The sequence below is a fragment of the Mesorhizobium sp. M0898 genome (genome assembly GCF_040319695.1).
In the GTDB taxonomy this organism is placed as follows: domain Bacteria; phylum Pseudomonadota; class Alphaproteobacteria; order Rhizobiales; family Rhizobiaceae; genus Mesorhizobium.
This window is the reverse complement of sequence record NZ_JAMYOE010000021.1, coordinates 78,233-93,882: the sequence shown is the minus strand read 5'-3', so window position 1 is coordinate 93,882 and position 15,650 is coordinate 78,233. Positions and strand designations below refer to the sequence as shown.

The 15,650-nt window shown below is 61.8% G+C and carries 16 protein-coding genes; 11 read left to right on the top strand and 5 right to left on the bottom strand.

The window, feature by feature from the left end:
• Positions 1–23 precede the first annotated feature (23 nt).
• The 9 genes from NKH90_RS21080 (at position 24) to NKH90_RS21040 (ending at position 9,555) form a co-directional block, all read left to right on the top strand.
• On the top strand, positions 24–1,214 hold the full coding sequence (locus tag NKH90_RS21080) for an arabinose transporter (RefSeq protein ID WP_352820703.1): 1,191 nt from the start codon (positions 24–26) through the stop codon (positions 1,212–1,214).
• A 1,171-nt stretch (positions 1,215–2,385) separates the two neighbouring features.
• Positions 2,386–2,997: a cupin domain-containing protein gene (locus tag NKH90_RS21075; protein ID WP_023679230.1), complete on the top strand. Its 612-nt coding sequence runs from the start codon at positions 2,386–2,388 to the stop codon at positions 2,995–2,997.
• 116 nt (positions 2,998–3,113) lie between these two features.
• Positions 3,114–4,052: an ABC transporter substrate-binding protein gene (locus tag NKH90_RS21070; RefSeq protein WP_352449198.1), complete on the top strand. Its 939-nt coding sequence runs from the start codon at positions 3,114–3,116 to the stop codon at positions 4,050–4,052.
• A 74-nt stretch (positions 4,053–4,126) separates the two neighbouring features.
• Positions 4,127–4,924, top strand: coding sequence for an ATP-binding cassette domain-containing protein (locus tag NKH90_RS21065; RefSeq protein ID WP_352775819.1), 798 nt, complete (start codon positions 4,127–4,129; stop codon positions 4,922–4,924).
• Positions 4,921–5,925, top strand: coding sequence for an ABC transporter permease (locus tag NKH90_RS21060; protein ID WP_352503424.1), 1,005 nt, complete (start codon positions 4,921–4,923; stop codon positions 5,923–5,925). The genes NKH90_RS21065 and NKH90_RS21060 overlap by 4 nt, the downstream gene beginning before the upstream one ends.
• Before the next feature lie 4 nt (positions 5,926–5,929).
• Positions 5,930–7,018 carry a phosphotriesterase family protein gene (locus NKH90_RS21055; protein WP_352820702.1) on the top strand — a complete coding sequence of 363 codons (1,089 nt, stop codon included), beginning with the start codon at positions 5,930–5,932 and terminating at the stop codon, positions 7,016–7,018.
• 27 nt (positions 7,019–7,045) lie between these two features.
• Positions 7,046–7,816 (top strand): glutamine amidotransferase, encoded by a 771-nt coding sequence (locus tag NKH90_RS21050; protein WP_352820701.1) that lies wholly within the window; start codon positions 7,046–7,048, stop codon positions 7,814–7,816.
• 3 nt (positions 7,817–7,819) lie between these two features.
• Positions 7,820–8,728: a ribokinase gene (locus NKH90_RS21045; protein WP_352820699.1), complete on the top strand. Its 909-nt coding sequence runs from the start codon at positions 7,820–7,822 to the stop codon at positions 8,726–8,728.
• A complete protein-coding gene (locus NKH90_RS21040) occupies positions 8,725–9,555 on the top strand; it encodes a BtpA/SgcQ family protein (protein WP_352474307.1) in 831 nt (276 codons plus the stop codon). The genes NKH90_RS21045 and NKH90_RS21040 overlap by 4 nt, the downstream gene beginning before the upstream one ends.
• A 218-nt stretch (positions 9,556–9,773) precedes the next feature.
• On the opposite strand, the gene NKH90_RS21035 is transcribed toward NKH90_RS21040, so the two are convergent.
• Positions 9,774–9,977 (bottom strand): PIN domain-containing protein, encoded by a 204-nt coding sequence (locus NKH90_RS21035; RefSeq protein ID WP_352820698.1) that lies wholly within the window; start codon positions 9,975–9,977, stop codon positions 9,774–9,776.
• The gene (locus NKH90_RS21030; RefSeq protein ID WP_352820697.1) at positions 9,974–10,216 is read right to left on the bottom strand and encodes a type II toxin-antitoxin system Phd/YefM family antitoxin; all 243 of its coding nucleotides are present in this window, start codon (positions 10,214–10,216) and stop codon (positions 9,974–9,976) included. The genes NKH90_RS21035 and NKH90_RS21030 overlap by 4 nt, the downstream gene beginning before the upstream one ends.
• A gap of 206 nt (positions 10,217–10,422) precedes the next feature.
• Between NKH90_RS21030 and NKH90_RS21025 the strand changes: the two genes are divergently transcribed.
• On the top strand, positions 10,423–10,599 hold the full coding sequence (locus tag NKH90_RS21025; RefSeq protein ID WP_352819439.1) for a hypothetical protein: 177 nt from the start codon (positions 10,423–10,425) through the stop codon (positions 10,597–10,599).
• Positions 10,600–10,601: 2 nt separating this feature from the next.
• Here NKH90_RS21025 and NKH90_RS21020 read toward each other — a convergent pair whose 3' ends face one another.
• The 3 genes from NKH90_RS21020 to NKH90_RS21010 form a co-directional block, all read right to left on the bottom strand.
• Positions 10,602–10,889 carry a hypothetical protein gene (locus NKH90_RS21020; protein ID WP_352820696.1) on the bottom strand — a complete coding sequence of 96 codons (288 nt, stop codon included), beginning with the start codon at positions 10,887–10,889 and terminating at the stop codon, positions 10,602–10,604.
• 1,314 nt (positions 10,890–12,203) lie between these two features.
• On the bottom strand, positions 12,204–12,356 hold the full coding sequence (locus tag NKH90_RS21015; protein WP_352819437.1) for a hypothetical protein: 153 nt from the start codon (positions 12,354–12,356) through the stop codon (positions 12,204–12,206).
• A gap of 226 nt (positions 12,357–12,582) precedes the next feature.
• Complete coding sequence (locus NKH90_RS21010) at positions 12,583–12,954, bottom strand: hypothetical protein (RefSeq protein WP_352820694.1); 372 nt, start codon at positions 12,952–12,954, stop codon at positions 12,583–12,585.
• Positions 12,955–13,042: 88 nt separating this feature from the next.
• Here NKH90_RS21010 and NKH90_RS21005 point away from each other — a divergent pair, with 88 nt between their 5' ends.
• Positions 13,043–14,728 carry a winged helix-turn-helix domain-containing tetratricopeptide repeat protein gene (locus tag NKH90_RS21005; protein ID WP_352820692.1) on the top strand — a complete coding sequence of 562 codons (1,686 nt, stop codon included), beginning with the start codon at positions 13,043–13,045 and terminating at the stop codon, positions 14,726–14,728.
• The last annotated feature ends 922 nt before the right edge of the window (positions 14,729–15,650 follow it).

Genomic DNA, 15,650 nt, shown 5'->3' with positions numbered 1-15,650 from the left:
GCCCGACTGTCAACCTGTCATCGATGGCCACAATGGCGCGGACTTCAGACCGAAATGGCGCGACAGCGGAACTGGCGCCAATCATGGCGGCTGTCTTCGCCGGCTTCCTCCTGATCGGCTTGGCGCTACCCGTCCTGCCGCTGCATCTTCACCAGCAGCTCGGCTTCGGCCCCTTCGCAGTCGGGCTGGTGACGGGCAGCCAGTTCGTCGCCTCGATGCTGTCGCGCATTGGAGCCGGAAATTATGCCGATGGGCGCGGCGGCAAGCGGGCCGTCATCGTCGGCCTCATTGCCGCTGCCCTGGTGGGGTTCATTTACCTCGGCTCGCTGGCATTGCTCGACCGACCGGTAGCGTCCGCATCGGCGCTCTTCGCCGGCCGGGCGGTACTGGGCGCGTCTGAGAGCTTCATCATCACCGGCGGCGTCGCCTGGGGCCTTTCCCTTGCGGGCGGACAGAACTCCGGAAAGGTCATAGCCTGGGTGGGCATGGCGATGTTTGCGGCGCTCGCGCTAGGCGCGCCAATCGGATCTGCGCTTTACGCGGCGAGCGGCTTCGCCGCGATCGCACTCGCGACGGTCGGCCTGCCGCTTGCGACGCTGCTTGCCATCCTGCCTATGCGCGGCACCAGCCTCGCCGCGAGCGCCGCGCGACAGTCATGGGCGAGCGTGGCGCAAGCGGTCTGGCTTCCCGGCGTCGGAGCTGCTTTCAGCAGCCTTGGCTATGGCGCGATCCTGTCCTTTGGCGCGCTGCTCTTTGCCGAACGCGGCTGGCAGCCGGTCTGGCTTCCCTTCACCGCTTATGCCGCGTCGCTGATCGCGGCAAGGCTGTGCTTCGGCCACCTGCCTGACAGGTTGGGGGGCGCGCGCGTCGCTGTGATCTTCGTGGCGGTCGAGGCGGCAGGGCTGATGCTGACCTGGCTTGCGCCCGGGCCTGTTCTCGCCGCCATCGGAGCGGGCCTGACTGGCCTTGGCTACTCGCTGGTGTATCCCGGTTTCGGTGCCGAGGCCGTAGGCCGTCTTCCGCAACGCAGCCGCGGCCTGGCCATGGGACTCTACACCGTCTTCCTCGACGTGGCGCTCGGCTTCGGCAGCCCGGCGCTCGGCTTGGTCGCCGCGTCGGCCGGCCTGCAATTCGTCTTCCTCGTCGTCGCGACGGCGACGCTTCCGGCGTTGGGCATCGCTCTGCTGCTGGGTCGCCGTAACGCTCCACTATAGCTAGTCTGTGCTGGAGATGTCGCGCAACCACGATCGCTCCCGCTTTGGGCGACGTCTGCTTCCGGGCAATGACAAGACCGACGTCTACGGCCGACATTGGCGCAGAGCAAACGGTCGGGTTTCCAACGCGGAGCGACAAGAGCTGACCGTTGGTCGGCGCAAGTGTCGTCCTGACGTGACCCAATGCGGTCTTCCGTTGCGAGCGTCGGTTGCTGGAGCTGCGTTAAGTCGGTCGAGGCCAATGGTATTTTCAATGGAACGCTAATATACATGGAAGCCCCAACGAGCAGCGCCTGCCAGATACTTGAGGAATGCCATGCGAAGGCTCATCTTCACGGCGATGTGTATCGCCGCCGCAACAGCCGCTAACGCCCATGATTGGTACGAAGACAAGATTGACCCCCAGACCAAATTCAAGTGCTGCGGCGGTTCAGATTGCCGCGCCATACCCCGGTCTTCGGTGCGGTCCAGGGTGGACGGCGGGTACACTTATTTGCCGCATAATTTCACCATCCCACGGGACCGGGTACAGGAATCCCCGGACGGGCAATACCATATCTGCGAAAATAAATATGTTGTAACCAACCAGCTGTATTGGCGTTGCTTCTTCGCACCTCGTGTCGATGTGTCTATACTTCTAAAGCATTAACCGCGCGTCACTTCCGCAACTTACATAAGCAAGGTGCTAGTCCATTAATTCTGTTGGACTTTCTTCAAAATTGCCGAAGCTTAAGCGGTGCGCGACTGCCCCAGGGATTTCATTGGATACATCGCGGCTATCGAGAGCCTACGCCCCTGGGCGTAACTCCATGGGGCGCTGCCGCGGGTGACTTCTGGGCGCGCTCCGCAATTCGGTGACAGATCGTGTCGGCGCGGCCGTGGTTGTGTAGATTGGCTGCGTGGCCCGCCTTGCCCGCATTGTCGTTCCAAGTCCACTCGCCACATAACGCAAACGCGGTAACGGCTGGCGATTTCGACCACGATGGACAGCCAAGCGATAGGGGATAACTGGCGCGGGATCATCAGCACGGTTCATGCGGGAGCGGCATTCGCCGGATGAGGCAGCTACGGCTGCAGTCTCGAATTTGACGCATCAGCACTTGCAAATCGTCAGCCGAGGTCTTTTGCTCGCGCGATAGTTGCCCTTGACCGTTGAATGGTTGGCGAACAGATGAACAAAATCGATCGACGGCGGCCAGAATCAGAAACGGACGCCACCGTAAATGCCGCAAGACTTGGAACTCGGCTGCGCCTCGCCCGCCAGACACGCGGCATGACGCTGAAGACGCTGGCCGCGGCTGCGAATTGCTCGGAAAGCCTGCTGTCCAAGATCGAGAACGGCAAGGCTTCGCCGTCCCTGCCCATGCTTCACCGCCTGGTCGAGGTTCTCGACACCAACATCGGCTGGATGTTCGAGCAAGTCGACGACGACGAGGCGATCGTATTCCGGGCGGGCGCAAGGCCTTTGATCGCGCTCGACGCGCTACGGCGTGGCGAAGGAATTTCGCTCGAACGCATCATCCCGTATTCGCCTGGCCACCTCTTACAATGCAACATCCATCACATCGAGGCAGAGGGCTCGAGCGAAGGTCCGATCCAGCATGCCGGCGAGGAAGTCGGCTACGTGCTCGCCGGGCGGATCGAACTGATCGTCGACGGCAAGAGCCATGCTCTCGCCACGGGTGATGCCTTCGTGTTCAGGTCGGAGCTGCCGCATCATTACCGCAACATCGGCGAGGAACGCGCTAGCATTTTCTGGGTCAACACGCCGGCGACTTTCTGAGCAACGCTGTGCGTTCATTTGGATTGACAAATATTCAAGTCTCTTGAATGCTTGCCTCGTGCCTGTAGCACCAACGGGACCAGCCGAGGTCTGGTCCGCAAGCAAGGGGAACCGAAATGCGTCTGTTCAAACTTCTCGCCGGCTGTGCCGCCGCCATTGCCATGGGCTCGGCAGCCATGGGATCGGCGCTTGCCGATACGTTCGCTCTCGTCAACATCAACCAGCAGGCCCTGTTCTTCAACCAGATCAACGAGGGCGCGCAAAAGGCTGCCGACGCCGCTGGCGCCAAGCTGGTCATTTTCAACGCCAACAATGTGCCGAGCGCGCAGAACGACGCGATCGAGAACTACATCACGCAGAAAGTCGACGGCATCATTCTGGTCGCCATCGACGTCAACGGCGTCAAGCCTGCGATTACTGCAGCCAAGGCGGCCGGCATTCCCGTCATAGCCATCGACGCGCAGATCCCCGACGGCGACAATATTTCGTTCATCGGCGTCGACAACACCAAGGCCGGCGAGGACATCGGCAAATTCTACGCCGACTATGTGAAGACCGATATGGCCGGCAAGGCCAAGATCGGTATCGTCGGCGCACTCAATTCATTCATCCAGAACCAGCGCCTCGACGGCTTCAAGAAGGCGGTGACCGAAAGCGGCCAGGCCGTCACCTTCCTCGACACAGTCGACGGCCAGAACGTTCAGGAGACCGCCTTGAGCGCTTCGGAAAACCTGATGACGGCCAATCCGGACATGAACTCGCTCTATGCGACCGGAGAGCCGGCCTTGCTCGGCGCCGTTTCGGCGGTGACCAGCCAGGGCCGCACCGGCGACGTCAAGGTGTTCGGCTGGGACCTGACGAAGCAGGCCGTTCAGGGCATCGATGACGGCTGGGTGGTGGCGGTCGTGCAGCAGGATCCGGCCGGCGAAGGCAAGGCCGCGGTCGAAGCGCTGGGCAAGATCAAGAAGGGCGAGAAAATCGACCCGATCATCAATATCCCGGTGACGATCGTGACCAAGAAGAATGTCGACCAATATCGCGCGATGTTCAAGTAAACTGCGTCGGCGACCGAGCCGCGGCGCCGCCCGAGGCTGCGCCGCGGATCCCTTGCAATCGCGTGGAATTCCAGATGAGCAGTGGCCAGACCTATCGGGTGCGGATGAGCGGCATCTCAAAGCGCTACAACGCCATCCAGACGCTCGATGACGTGTCGCTGACGCTGAAGCCGGGCGAGGTGCTGGGGCTGGTCGGCGACAATGGCGCCGGCAAGTCGACATTGAGCAAGGTGCTGTCGGGGGCAGTGGTTCCCGACGCCGGCACCATCGAGATCGACGGCAAGCCGATGATCTTCAGCTCCCCGGCGGACGCACGTGCGGCGCGCGTCGAGATGGTCTACCAGGACCTGTCGCTGTGCGACACGGTCGATGTTGCCGGCAATCTGTTTCTTGGCCGCGAGCCGCGGCGCCGCATCGCAGGCATTTCCTTTCTCGACAAGAAGCGCATGCATGACGAGACGCGCCAGATGCTCGATCGGCTTGGCATCGTCATTGCCGACACGCGGCTCAAGGTCGAAAACCTCTCCGGCGGGCAGCGCCAGTCGATCGCGATCGGCCGCGCCGCCTCGTTCGAGCCGGCCGTGCTGATCATGGACGAGCCGACGGCAGCGCTTGCCGTGGCCGAAGTCGAGGCGGTGCTCGAACTGATCCGCGCGGTCAGTGCGCGCGGTGTCAGCGTCATCCTGATCACCCACCGGCTGCAGGATCTGTTCCTCGTCTGCGATCGCATCCAGGTCATGTATGAAGGGCGCAATGTCGCCGAGCGGCTGATCGGCGAGACCAATATCGAAGACGTGGTCAATCTGATCGTCGGCCGCAAGTTCAGTGCGCGTTCCGCCACCAATGGCTATCGCGGTGGAGCGCCGGCATGAGCGACGCGATCCACACCGCCCAGCCCTCACGAGTACGCAGGGGCACCTGGCGCGATGCGCTGCTCGCCAATGGCAGCGTCGTCTCAATCGCGCTGTTCTTTCTGGTCGTCTGCATCATCTTCTCGGTTGCGACCGACGCGTTTCTGACATCGCCCAATCTGTTGAACATCCTTCGGCAGTCGGCGCCGCTGCTGATCGTCGCCGCGGCAATGACTTTCGTCATCACCACTGGCGGCATCGATCTTTCGGTCGGCTCCGTGCTGGCGCTGGTGGCGACGCTGTCGGCGACGGTTTTGCAGTTTGGCCTGCCGTGGCCAGTCGTTATCCTCGCCATGTTGGCGCTCGGCGCCCTACTTGGGGCGGTACAGGGCTATTTCATTGCCTATGAGGGCATCCCGTCCTTCATCGTCACGCTTGCCGGGCTTTCGGTGATCCGTGGCGTGGCGCTGCTGATCACCGGCGGCTATTCCATCCCCATCGAGCCCGGAAGCGCTTTCACCGTGCTGGGCCGCGCCTGGTTTCTTGGCGTGCCGGTGCCGGCGCTGATCGCGCTGGCGATCCTGGCCATCGCCTATCTCGCCTTCAACGAGACGCCATTCGGCCGCTATGTCACCGGCATTGGCGCCAACGCCGAGGCGGTGCGGCGCGCCGGCGTCAACACGCGGCAGACGACGCTCTTCGTCTATGTGATTTCCGCCACCGCGGCAGCCCTTGCCGGGATTATTATTGCTGCCCGGCTTGGATCGGGATCTTCGAATGCCGGCCAGGGTTTTGAGCTGGAAGTCATCGCCGCCGTCGTGCTCGGCGGCACCAGCCTGTTCGGCGGCCGCGGAACGATCATCGGCACGGTGCTCGGCGCGCTGACCGTGGCCGTCATCGGCAACGGCCTGATCCTGGCGCATCTGTCACCTTTCCTGACGCCGATAGTCACCGGAACGATCATCCTGATCGCCATCTGGCTGAACTTCCGCCTGTTTCGCGGCGCCGTGCGGAGCCGTTGAGCCGATGAGCGATCTGTTCGATGACGCGGTGCCCAGGCGACGGCTGCCAATCGGCGTCGAAACAGGCCATGTGATGACCGTGCTCGGCCCGGTTCCGGTCGAGGAGATGGGCATTACGCTGATGCACGAGCACATCTTGCTCGATGGCGCGCGCAGCTGGAAATGCCCCTGCCATCCCGATGACATGGCGATCGCCGAGCAGCCGGTGAACATCGAGATCATCGGCGAGTTGCGCATGAACCCATACGTCAACCGCGACAACGTCTCGCTCGACGACGCCGACCTGGCGCTGTCGGAGATGCAGCGCTATCGCGCGCTGGGCGGCCACACCGTCGTCGATGCCACCAATATCGGCATCGGCCGCGCCCCCGAAAAGCTCGCTCGCATCAGCCGCATGTCCGGCCTGAAGATCGTCATGGGCACCGGCTTCTATCTCGAGCACACTCATCCCGAATGGCTGAAGGCGATGGATGTGGACGCCGTGACCGAGTTCATCGTCAACGATGTCGGCGGCGGCGAGACGCAGCCGCCGATCATGGCCGGGCTGATCGGCGAGGTCGGCGTCAGCAAGGATTTCACCGCCGAGGAACGCAAGTCGCTGCGAGCTTCGGCGCGCGCCTCGCGCATAACCGGCGTGCCGCTGTCGATCCATCTGCCTGGCTGGGAGCGGCTGGCGCACGACGTGCTCGATATCGTCGAGGCCGAGGGCGCCGATCTTCGCCACACCGTGCTCTGCCACATGAACCCGAGCCACGACGATCCCGACTACCAGAAAAGCCTCGCCCGGCGCGGCGCGTTCCTCGAATACGACATGATCGGCATGGACTATTATTATGCCGACCAGGACGCGCAATCGCCCTCCGACGAAGAGAACGCACGCGCCATCGCCGCCCTTGTCGAGGCGGGCTTCGGCGACCGCCTGCTGTTGTCGCAGGATGTGTTCCTCAAGATCATGCTGACGCGCTTCGGTGGCTTCGGCTATGGCTATATCCTGAAGCATTTCATACCGCGCCTGAAACGCCATGGCGTCGAGCAGCCGGCCATCGACCGCATGCTGATCGCCAATCCGAAAAGCGTATTCGCGCGGCTCTAAGCGGCCTGGAATTACACTGGAGTTCAAATGTCCAAGAAGAAGATCCTGCTTGCCGGCGAATCCTGGGTGTCGACCGCGACCCATATCAAGGGTTTCGACCAGTTTCCGACCGTTACCTACCACACCGGCGCAGACGAGTTGCTGGGCGCGCTGAAGGCGACCGACTTCCACGTCACGTTCATGCCGGCGCATGAGGCGCAGCGCGGCTTTCCACAGACCATGGAGGCGCTGTCGGCCTATGACGCGGTCGTGCTCTCCGACATCGGCGCCAACACGCTGCTGCTGCATCCCGACACCTGGGTCCGCTCCAAGCCGACGCCGAACCGCCTGCGCCTGCTCCGCGATTACGTCAGCGGCGGCGGCGGTCTATTGATGTTCGGCGGTTACTACAGTTTCCAGGGCATCAACGGCGGCGCGCGCTACCGCAAGACCCCGGTCGAGGACGTGCTGCCGGTGAATTGCCTGGCCTACGACGACCGCGTCGAGGTTCCCGAAGGTTTTGCGCCGGTGCCGAAACCAGGGTCGAGCCATCCCATCCTCAGGGGCCTCGGCTCGGACTGGCCGATCCTGCTGGGTTTTAACGAGGTGACGCTGAAGGACGGGGCCGAGGTCCTGGCCAGTGTGTCGTCGGATTATGGCTCGCTGCCGCTGCTTGTCACCGGCCGTTACGGCAAGGGCCGCACCGTGGCCTGGACATCCGATGTCGGGCCGCATTGGCTGCCGCCGCAATTCATCGCCTGGCCAGGCTACAAGACCCTGTTCGAACAGATGCTGGGCTGGGCGACCGGTGAGAGCTGAGCCATGCATGTCCACGTCGTCGGCAATGCCTGCGTCGACACCATGTTTCGTGTCGGCCGCTTCCCTGCCCCGGGCGAGACCTTGAATGCCGTGAGCTACGCCGACGGTCTCGGCGGCAAGGGCGCCAACCAGGCGGTCGCAGCAGCACGGACTGGTGCAGAAGTGACGTTCTGGACGGCGCTCGGCAAGGACCCCGCAGGCGCATGGATCAGGAGCCGCCTCGACAGCGAGCTGTCAGACCTTGAGGTGAGCGAATTCGAGCTGCCGAGCGACCGCTCGACCATCGTCGTCGATAAAGGCGGAGAGAATTTCATCGTCAGCGGCGTCGCCTGCAGCGAGGCCTTCGATCCGGTGACGCAGACAGCACTTGTCCGCTGGATCGCCCCCGGCGACATCTTCGTGTGCCAGGGAAATTTGCGGACTGCCGTGACCAATTCCTGCCTCAGAGCAGCAAAGGGAAACGGTGCGCGCACCGTTCTCAACGCCAGCCCGATCGACACGGCCTCGCTGCCCGATCTCGGCCTGGCGGAGGTTCTGGTGGTCAACCAATCCGAAGCGCAAATCTTGACCGGCCGGGATGACATCGCGGCGGCGGCCGATGCGCTGGTGGCCAAAAGCGCAGGCACCGTCGTCATCACTCTCGGCGCCGCAGGCTGTCTCCTGCTTGGCCCGGGCCATGAAGAGCCGCTTCGTTTGCCGGCGCCGCAGGTCGAAGCGCTCGACACCAGCGGCGCGGGCGATGTGTTCTGCGGCTGTCTGGCCGGTGGGCTTGCCCGGGGCATGCCGGTCATCTCGGCGCTGAAGCTGGCGCTCGCCGCCGCCGCAATCGCCGTGACACGGCCGGGCACGCTGGCATCCTGTCCTTCCGCCTCCGAGATGGCGGCGCTCATCGATCAAATGGAGCTCTCATGACCCAGCTCGGCCAATCTGGCGGCGACGCGCTCGTAGACCTTTTCGGCCGCACAAAGGTGGTGATCGGCGTCGTTCATCTGGCGCCGCTGCCCGGCGCGCCGCGCTATGACGGCGAGGCTATCGAGGCGATCTACCAGCGCGGGCTCGACGACGCCAAGGCCTATCTCGACGGCGGCTGCGACGGCGTCATCGTCGAGAACCATGGCGACATCCCGTTCGCCAAGCCTGATGATATCGGCCCGGAGACGGCGGCCTATATGGCGGTCGTTTCCGACCGCATCCGCCGTGAACTCGGCAGGCCGATCGGCATCAATGTGCTGGCCAATGCCGCGATCCCGGCCCTGGCGATCGCCAGCGCAGCCGGCGCCGGCTTCGTCCGCGTCAATCAATGGGCGAATGCCTACGTCGCCAATGAGGGCTTTGTCGAAGGCGAATCGGGCCGCGCGGCACGCTACCGCGCCAGGCTGCGCGCCAACGGCATCCGCATTTTCGCCGATGCCCATGTCAAGCACGGCGCACACGCCATCGTCGCCGACCGGCCGGTGGAGGAATTGGTCAAGGACCTGGTCTTCTTCGACGCCGACGCCATCATCGCCACTGGCCAGCGCACCGGCCACGCCGCGGATTTGGGTTACATAAGTATGATCAAGCAGGCCGCCGGCCTGCCGACGCTGGTCGGCAGCGGTGTCACGCCGGACAATGCCAAGGATATCCTCGCCATTGTCGACGGGGTCATCATCGCCAGCGCGCTGAAGCACGACGGCGTCTGGTGGAACCAAGTCGACTCTGCTCGAGTAAAGGCTTTCATGGGTGGTCTGAAGCGATAGCCGACTACTCTACCAAGGGGCTTGCGATCCAGCTTGATCAGAGACGACGGACGGGCGCAGGATACCGCACGACCCGATCGTCGACAGTCAAAGTAATGCCTCCACAATCGATTGAGCAATGAGGATCCGATCGAAGGGGTCCTTGTGGATGGGTGGAAGCCCCTCCACTGCGACGGCATGCTCGCCGGTGATTGGCAGCTCATGATAGCCATTGTCCATCAGACCCCGACATAAAAGACGCGCGCATCGACCCTGAAGTCAGGGCGGCCCAGACCGCGTTTAATGGCAATCTCCCAGGGAGTTGCGACGCTGAACGTCAAGTGGTTATCGGCATTCTCGATCTCAGCGAGGGCGGCACGCGGAAGCTTTTCGGGTTCGCCCGCCGCCCAGAGCAGAAGATGGGTCTCGAGAAGAAGTTTCATGCATGGCCGCCAAACAGCTTCTCGATTTCGTCATCGGCCATGCGATCAAAATCGTCCGGAACTGAAAACCGCCCGGCCATAAACCCCACCCGACGCATTTCGCCGGCCGCAGGTGCGTCTATGGCAACGACCTTGACCATCGGCTTGCCGGATTTGGCGATAATGAAGGATTCGCCTTTGGCCCCCTGTCGACGAGACGAGACAGATGTCTTGGCCTCGTGGATATTGACGGTGCGCATTGCGGGCCTCTGACTTAGTCCATGGAACTTAGTCTACTCGGGCCCGATTTTTTTAAGCGTGTTTCAGTCAGTGAAGGTGAAGGATGCCGGATGCGGCCGATCCTTTCGGATCGGCCGCATGGCACGACTTCAACAAAAACGCGTAATCGATTGTCTGAACTGCATGTTTGTTGGGACTGCGTCACACCTGATGTTGGCCGAACCTGTTGGTCCGGCATGCGACGTCGGAGTTCACAGGAGCGATTTTTGCCGAGCAGATGCTCTGCGTTGCGCTAGGGGCCGAAAGCGAAACGTCCGCTTTTAGGGCGCTGCGCCACGGCGGCGACGAGCCCGACACTGTACCGAAGGCGATCGACGCGACGGGCGCCAAGGGCCTTACCTGACTCTATGTTCCCTTCACGATTCTCGGTTTAGTCGGTCGGCGGGATTGAGCCGCGCTCTCGGGGGCCAGGGCCAACCGCTTCTCGTCTTCGATGGCGCGATCGACTGCCTCAATTTCCTCTTGGAGCACCTTCAGCTCGGCTCCGTAGCTGGAGCCGTCGCTGTCCCCGATCTGAAAGCCACTTGCCCGCATTGCGTCGCGAGTATGGTGCACGTTACGGACTCCTTCGCGCCGCGTCGCGACTAAGATTTCCCTAAACTCTCCAAGACGTTCAACGTGATTGCGAGCCATTGCGTTCTCCTATTTCGTCGTCATCGTCGCCGACGGCGATTCAGAACGGCTAAAACTTACGGAGATACTCTCGACAAAGCATGAGTGCGGAAGCTCAAATTTGAATGTCTTGCAATAGCGTGAAGCGCAGCAGGCGGAAATTGGCTTCGACACGATCGATCTCAGACCAAATGCCAGACACCTTCGGCCGAGCGCGTCTGCGGCTCCCCCAACGGGGCCATCCGCTCATGTAATCAGTAAAAAGTCGAGTGCGAGAATGACCCGGGCCATGGACGTCCCGCCATTCCTGGTCGAGTTTGACCGGCGGCCGAGGCAAGGCAGGCTTCGGCGCGTTGGTTGTGTAAAGCATCTCAAGCAACCGCTCTCCGTCGATCAAGCTCCAGGTGCAGCTTTAACTTCGTCTCTCGGGCCTTCCTCGGTAGCGCTCGCGCTACTTTCGAGAACGAGAGGCGGTGGTGACAAATATCCCCTGCCCGGCACTCGCGAAGACCTTGCTCCTACGAAGTTTCGCACCGCTTTGACGGATTCCGCATCGGTCGTGATGTTGCACTGCCCTCTGGATGACGCGGTTGTCACGCAAAGGCAGGAAACGGCGTAACGAAAGCGAACGCGAAATTTCAAACTGAGACACACAACCGGGATAGAACCGGGTAGACAGCATGCCGAAACGGAACGCAAGAACGGGTGCATAAGATGACGCCTCAGCACCTTTTTGTTAGCTAATGCTAATAAAGGCGTGTAATTGCTTCAACATGTGGCCGAAGCGGCAATCGGAAAAGGGAATGCCGCGGCGCCAAGCCCTGCGGCGGTCGTCCTTGCGGCCCTTTCGTCGTCAGGATTCTTGGTTCCCTCGAGCGCACATGATGCCCCGTCCGGATGGAGCTATCCGCCGGCCTGCTGTCACGGCGACGCCGAACATGGCGAGTGTCAGCGAATCCCAAACGGCGCGGTTCATGTTCGTCCCGGTGGCTGGGTTGTGATCCTGAGGCCCGGGGGTCATCGGAAGATCACGCGGCAACAGCGATATTTCATCCCATATGGTGATGAGATTCCGTCGCAGGACGGCGACTATCATATATGCCTCCATCCGACCCAAGAGCATGAGAACTGTTTTCTTGTCCCGCCGGACTCGATATGATCCGGGAGCCAGCGCGAGCTGCGGCTGAGATACGGATAGCGCCGCGCCCCAGTGCCGCCCGACGGCTTCGATGATGCGTGTAAGCGAGAATCCAAATTTCCCGAATCTTGCGGATCTTCGCTGGGGTGCCGCCTCAGCTCGTACCAAACATGCGCGCCACCCCGCGAAACGTCGCCTCAGTCGAGGCTGGCCGGCGACGAGAACGGCCGATTGGCGTCCACCATGAAGATGGCCAGCTCATCAAGAGCGGTTGTGCCGGCGCTGAACACCTCCATCGGCATGTCGACCCCGTGTCCGACCATGGTCGTGCCGGCTTCGGCATAGCTCACTCTGTGGGGCGTTCTTTGGCCGAGCTTGCCGCCCAGGACATAGAAGGCCTCCGGTCCCGGATGTGTATGGATCGGCGTCTTGGCACCGTCGCTCCACCGGGCCGTTGACGCGCAGCAAATACTCGCTCGCACTGATCGGCGGAACGGGCCCGATCTCGACGACCTTGGTCCCGGCAGGAGTGGTGCCATCCTTCGATCCGAGCGTGAACAGCCAGGCCTTGCAAAATCATGGTTCTGATGCGTTGTCGCAGTAATGGAAGGTGGCGAGATAGCCGGGGAGTACGCGCATGAACTCCTGTTGATGGGTCCAAGCTCTGCACTCCGCCATGGAGGTCATGGGTTTCACGTCGGGGAGCCTGATTAGCTCCCCCTGGTTGGTCAGAAGGATTGTGACAGCGATGGCGGTGAACATGGCCCGGTTATCCATCGACTTAAGGCTGGCGACACAATAACCGCCGGGGTTGGGACGGACGTCGTCTGAGGCAACCTCGTTGACATGGTCAGGACCACAGAATCTCGCGATGCGGGGATCCGGTTTTGCGGCCGTTTGCGTTGCCAAAAGAAGAGCGAGAGCGATGATGAGCTTGGTGCGATTCATGTCGTCCTCCGTTTCATCCGGTGCTGCTGGGATCGCTTGGAGGCGAAGGCCGAATGGGCTAAACTAGGAAGCGCGCCAGGAAGGTGAAATGTCCCGAACGGCCCCTGAAATTGACCTGAAATCTGCTGAAACGATCACGTTTCGCGGTTTTGCCTTCCTGACGAAAAGCAAAGAACTCCGAACCGTCGAAGGCAAAGCGGTCAATCTTCGCAGCCAGTCCGCCGAGGTGCTCTCGGTGCTCGCGGCGCGACCGGGCGAAATCGTGTCCAAGGATGCGCTGATGCAGGCGGTTTGGCCCGAGACCTTCGTGACCGACGACAGCCTCACTCAATGCATTGCCGATATTCGCCGCGCATTAAGGGACGACGCGCACGTGATCGTGGAAACCCTCCCCAAGCGAGGCTACCGGCTGAATGCCAATCCGTCGGACGCGGCGGACGCAAACGCCGCAGCCGACACGGAACGTGCCAAGACACGATTCTCGCAGCGCGGCTTCATTCTTGCTGCAATCGTTCTCGCTCCGGCAGCGATCGGCGCATACTACGGCGCGGAAATATGGCGAGCCGCTCCAGTTCCTTCGAGCGACATGCCGAGGATTGCGATCCTTCCCTTCGACGACTTCAGTACCGGCGCGGATAAGGGATATCTCAGCGATGCCGTCGCCGAGGGGATCATCACCGAGCTTTCGCGGAGCAAGACTTATGCCGTCATCGCCCGAAACTCGAGCTTCAGGTACCGCGACCAGCCGGTCGACACCAGGAAGATCGGAGATGAACTCGGCGTCGACTACCTGCTCGAAGGCAGCCAGCAGAAGGTCGGAGACCGGCTGAAAGTGACCGCCCAGTTGCTGAATGCGCATGACGGATCGCATGTCTGGGCCAACACCTACAACCGGGAGATTGGCAATTTTTTCGTCGTCCAGGAGGAAATCATCCGCACGCTTGCGGATCGGGTCGGGCAGAGAATCCAGCGCCCGCTGCCAAGGAGTGACGCCGCGCAGGTCAGCGCGCTCCGCTACTACCTGATGGGAAGGGCCGAGTTGATGGGAAGGGCCGAGATCAATTTCTCTGCCGCGGGGAACGATCTGCTAAGGCAGTTCAGCCTCAAGGCGATCGAAGCGGATCCGAACGCCCAGTTCGGCTATATCGGGATGGCCTGGTCCTATCGCAATGACGCGGTATTCTGGCACAAGCAGGAAAATAACCCCGACGAGGCGTTGAAGCGGGCCGCCGAATACGCCGACAAGGCTATTCTACTCGCTCCCGACGATTCCGAGGCGCATAACATCCGCGCCAGCATCCACACCGAAGCCGGCGAGATGGAGCAGGCCCTTGCCCGGTACGATCAGGCGATCGCCCTGAACCCCAGCGACTCGAATATCCTCGTCATGAGTGCAGGCGTGCTGCTGAACGTTGGCCGCACGGACGAAGCGATTGATCGGATCGAGCAGGCCAAGGGCATCGATCCCTTCCACCCTGACTGGTTCCACTGGCAGATGGGCTGGGCGCTCTACGAAAAGAACGATTGCGGGGCTGCGCTGACGGCGATGCGGAAAATGTCTAGAATCCCGAGCGGCGCACAGCGCATGCTTGCCGGGATCCACGCTTGTCTGGGAAACAAGCGGGAAGCAAAGGAAGCACTTGCGGTTTTCCTCAAAGACTCGCCCGGCGACTCCATCAGCAAACAACGCAGGCAATGGGAGAAAAACTACCTCGCCCGCGGGGCCCTCGATCGCTGGATCGGACACATGCGGTTCGCGGGGTTGCCGGAGTGAACGGCTGTCCGGTTGTGGCCCGGCAGAAGTCCGATTGGCCGCATAAAAACCGTTGAAGCCTTTGTGTTGTGGACGGTGGTTGCCCTCAAAGCAAGATCATCCTTCATAGGAATATTGGGTGCGGGAAAGTCGGCAATGGGGCCGACTTGCGCCATAGTGCGCTCGCACCCCAACTTCTGCGACGGGCCCGATGGCTGCCGTTCATCGGCGATGCCTCGAACTTCCGCAGATGGCGCATTTGGTCCTTATCGGCTGCCGCAGAGCCAATCGCTCTCGAGTGCAGGCACTCCAGTGGAGTCCAGACGTTGGATGGGACCCTCGACCTCTACAAAAGCACACTGAGCTTCCAGTCGGGCTACGAAGCGATCGCTTCGGCGAGAAGTCGTCGTTCTCAATCGGGCGACGGGGGGATACATCGGCGAAGACGGGATAAGGGAGGATGCGCCAGACCGAGCCGACGGAATGGTCGTAGCCAAGGCCTTGGAGCGCATAGCGCCTGGCCGGGAGGCCGCCGCCAGTCAGACTTACGCAGCGCGTCGTTGAGCGAGGTGGAGACCCGAACGGGCTCGACGAGGGTCCACGGCGGTCACAATATTGTGGTGGTGATCGCAGTAGACGCGATCCGGCGAAGTTGGCCCAGCACAAAAACGATAACCACCGGGTACTGACGGGTCTTCGCTCACCGGGAAGCGGCATTGATAGAGGCCTAGCTGAATGAGGGGGACATCTCTCGAAGTTAGTCTGATATTTTCAGGCATGATGGTTTCCTAGTTCGTAGCAATTGCCGGGTGACGGCCGCAGTGCGACCCGTCAGGGGCGAGCTTCTCTCGTTTGGGAGGCTATGGATCACCATATGGTGTTGGCAGCACCGTCAATGAAGCCCGACGCCCTGCTTCTGAAGCCAATAGTTTGCGACTTAAGG

Coding starts and splice junctions, on each gene's coding strand:
- NKH90_RS21080 (WP_352820703.1), top strand. CDS start 24: ATGGCCACAATGGCGCGGACTTCAGACCGAAATGGCGCGACAGCGGAA.
- NKH90_RS21075 (WP_023679230.1), top strand. CDS start 2,386: ATGAACAAAATCGATCGACGGCGGCCAGAATCAGAAACGGACGCCACC.
- NKH90_RS21070 (WP_352449198.1), top strand. CDS start 3,114: ATGCGTCTGTTCAAACTTCTCGCCGGCTGTGCCGCCGCCATTGCCATG.
- NKH90_RS21065 (WP_352775819.1), top strand. CDS start 4,127: ATGAGCAGTGGCCAGACCTATCGGGTGCGGATGAGCGGCATCTCAAAG.
- NKH90_RS21060 (WP_352503424.1), top strand. CDS start 4,921: ATGAGCGACGCGATCCACACCGCCCAGCCCTCACGAGTACGCAGGGGC.
- NKH90_RS21055 (WP_352820702.1), top strand. CDS start 5,930: ATGAGCGATCTGTTCGATGACGCGGTGCCCAGGCGACGGCTGCCAATC.
- NKH90_RS21050 (WP_352820701.1), top strand. CDS start 7,046: ATGTCCAAGAAGAAGATCCTGCTTGCCGGCGAATCCTGGGTGTCGACC.
- NKH90_RS21045 (WP_352820699.1), top strand. CDS start 7,820: ATGCATGTCCACGTCGTCGGCAATGCCTGCGTCGACACCATGTTTCGT.
- NKH90_RS21040 (WP_352474307.1), top strand. CDS start 8,725: ATGACCCAGCTCGGCCAATCTGGCGGCGACGCGCTCGTAGACCTTTTC.
- NKH90_RS21035 (WP_352820698.1), bottom strand. CDS start 9,977: ATGAAACTTCTTCTCGAGACCCATCTTCTGCTCTGGGCGGCGGGCGAA.
- NKH90_RS21030 (WP_352820697.1), bottom strand. CDS start 10,216: ATGCGCACCGTCAATATCCACGAGGCCAAGACATCTGTCTCGTCTCGT.
- NKH90_RS21020 (WP_352820696.1), bottom strand. CDS start 10,889: ATGGCTCGCAATCACGTTGAACGTCTTGGAGAGTTTAGGGAAATCTTA.
- NKH90_RS21010 (WP_352820694.1), bottom strand. CDS start 12,954: ATGAATCGCACCAAGCTCATCATCGCTCTCGCTCTTCTTTTGGCAACG.
- NKH90_RS21005 (WP_352820692.1), top strand. CDS start 13,043: ATGTCCCGAACGGCCCCTGAAATTGACCTGAAATCTGCTGAAACGATC.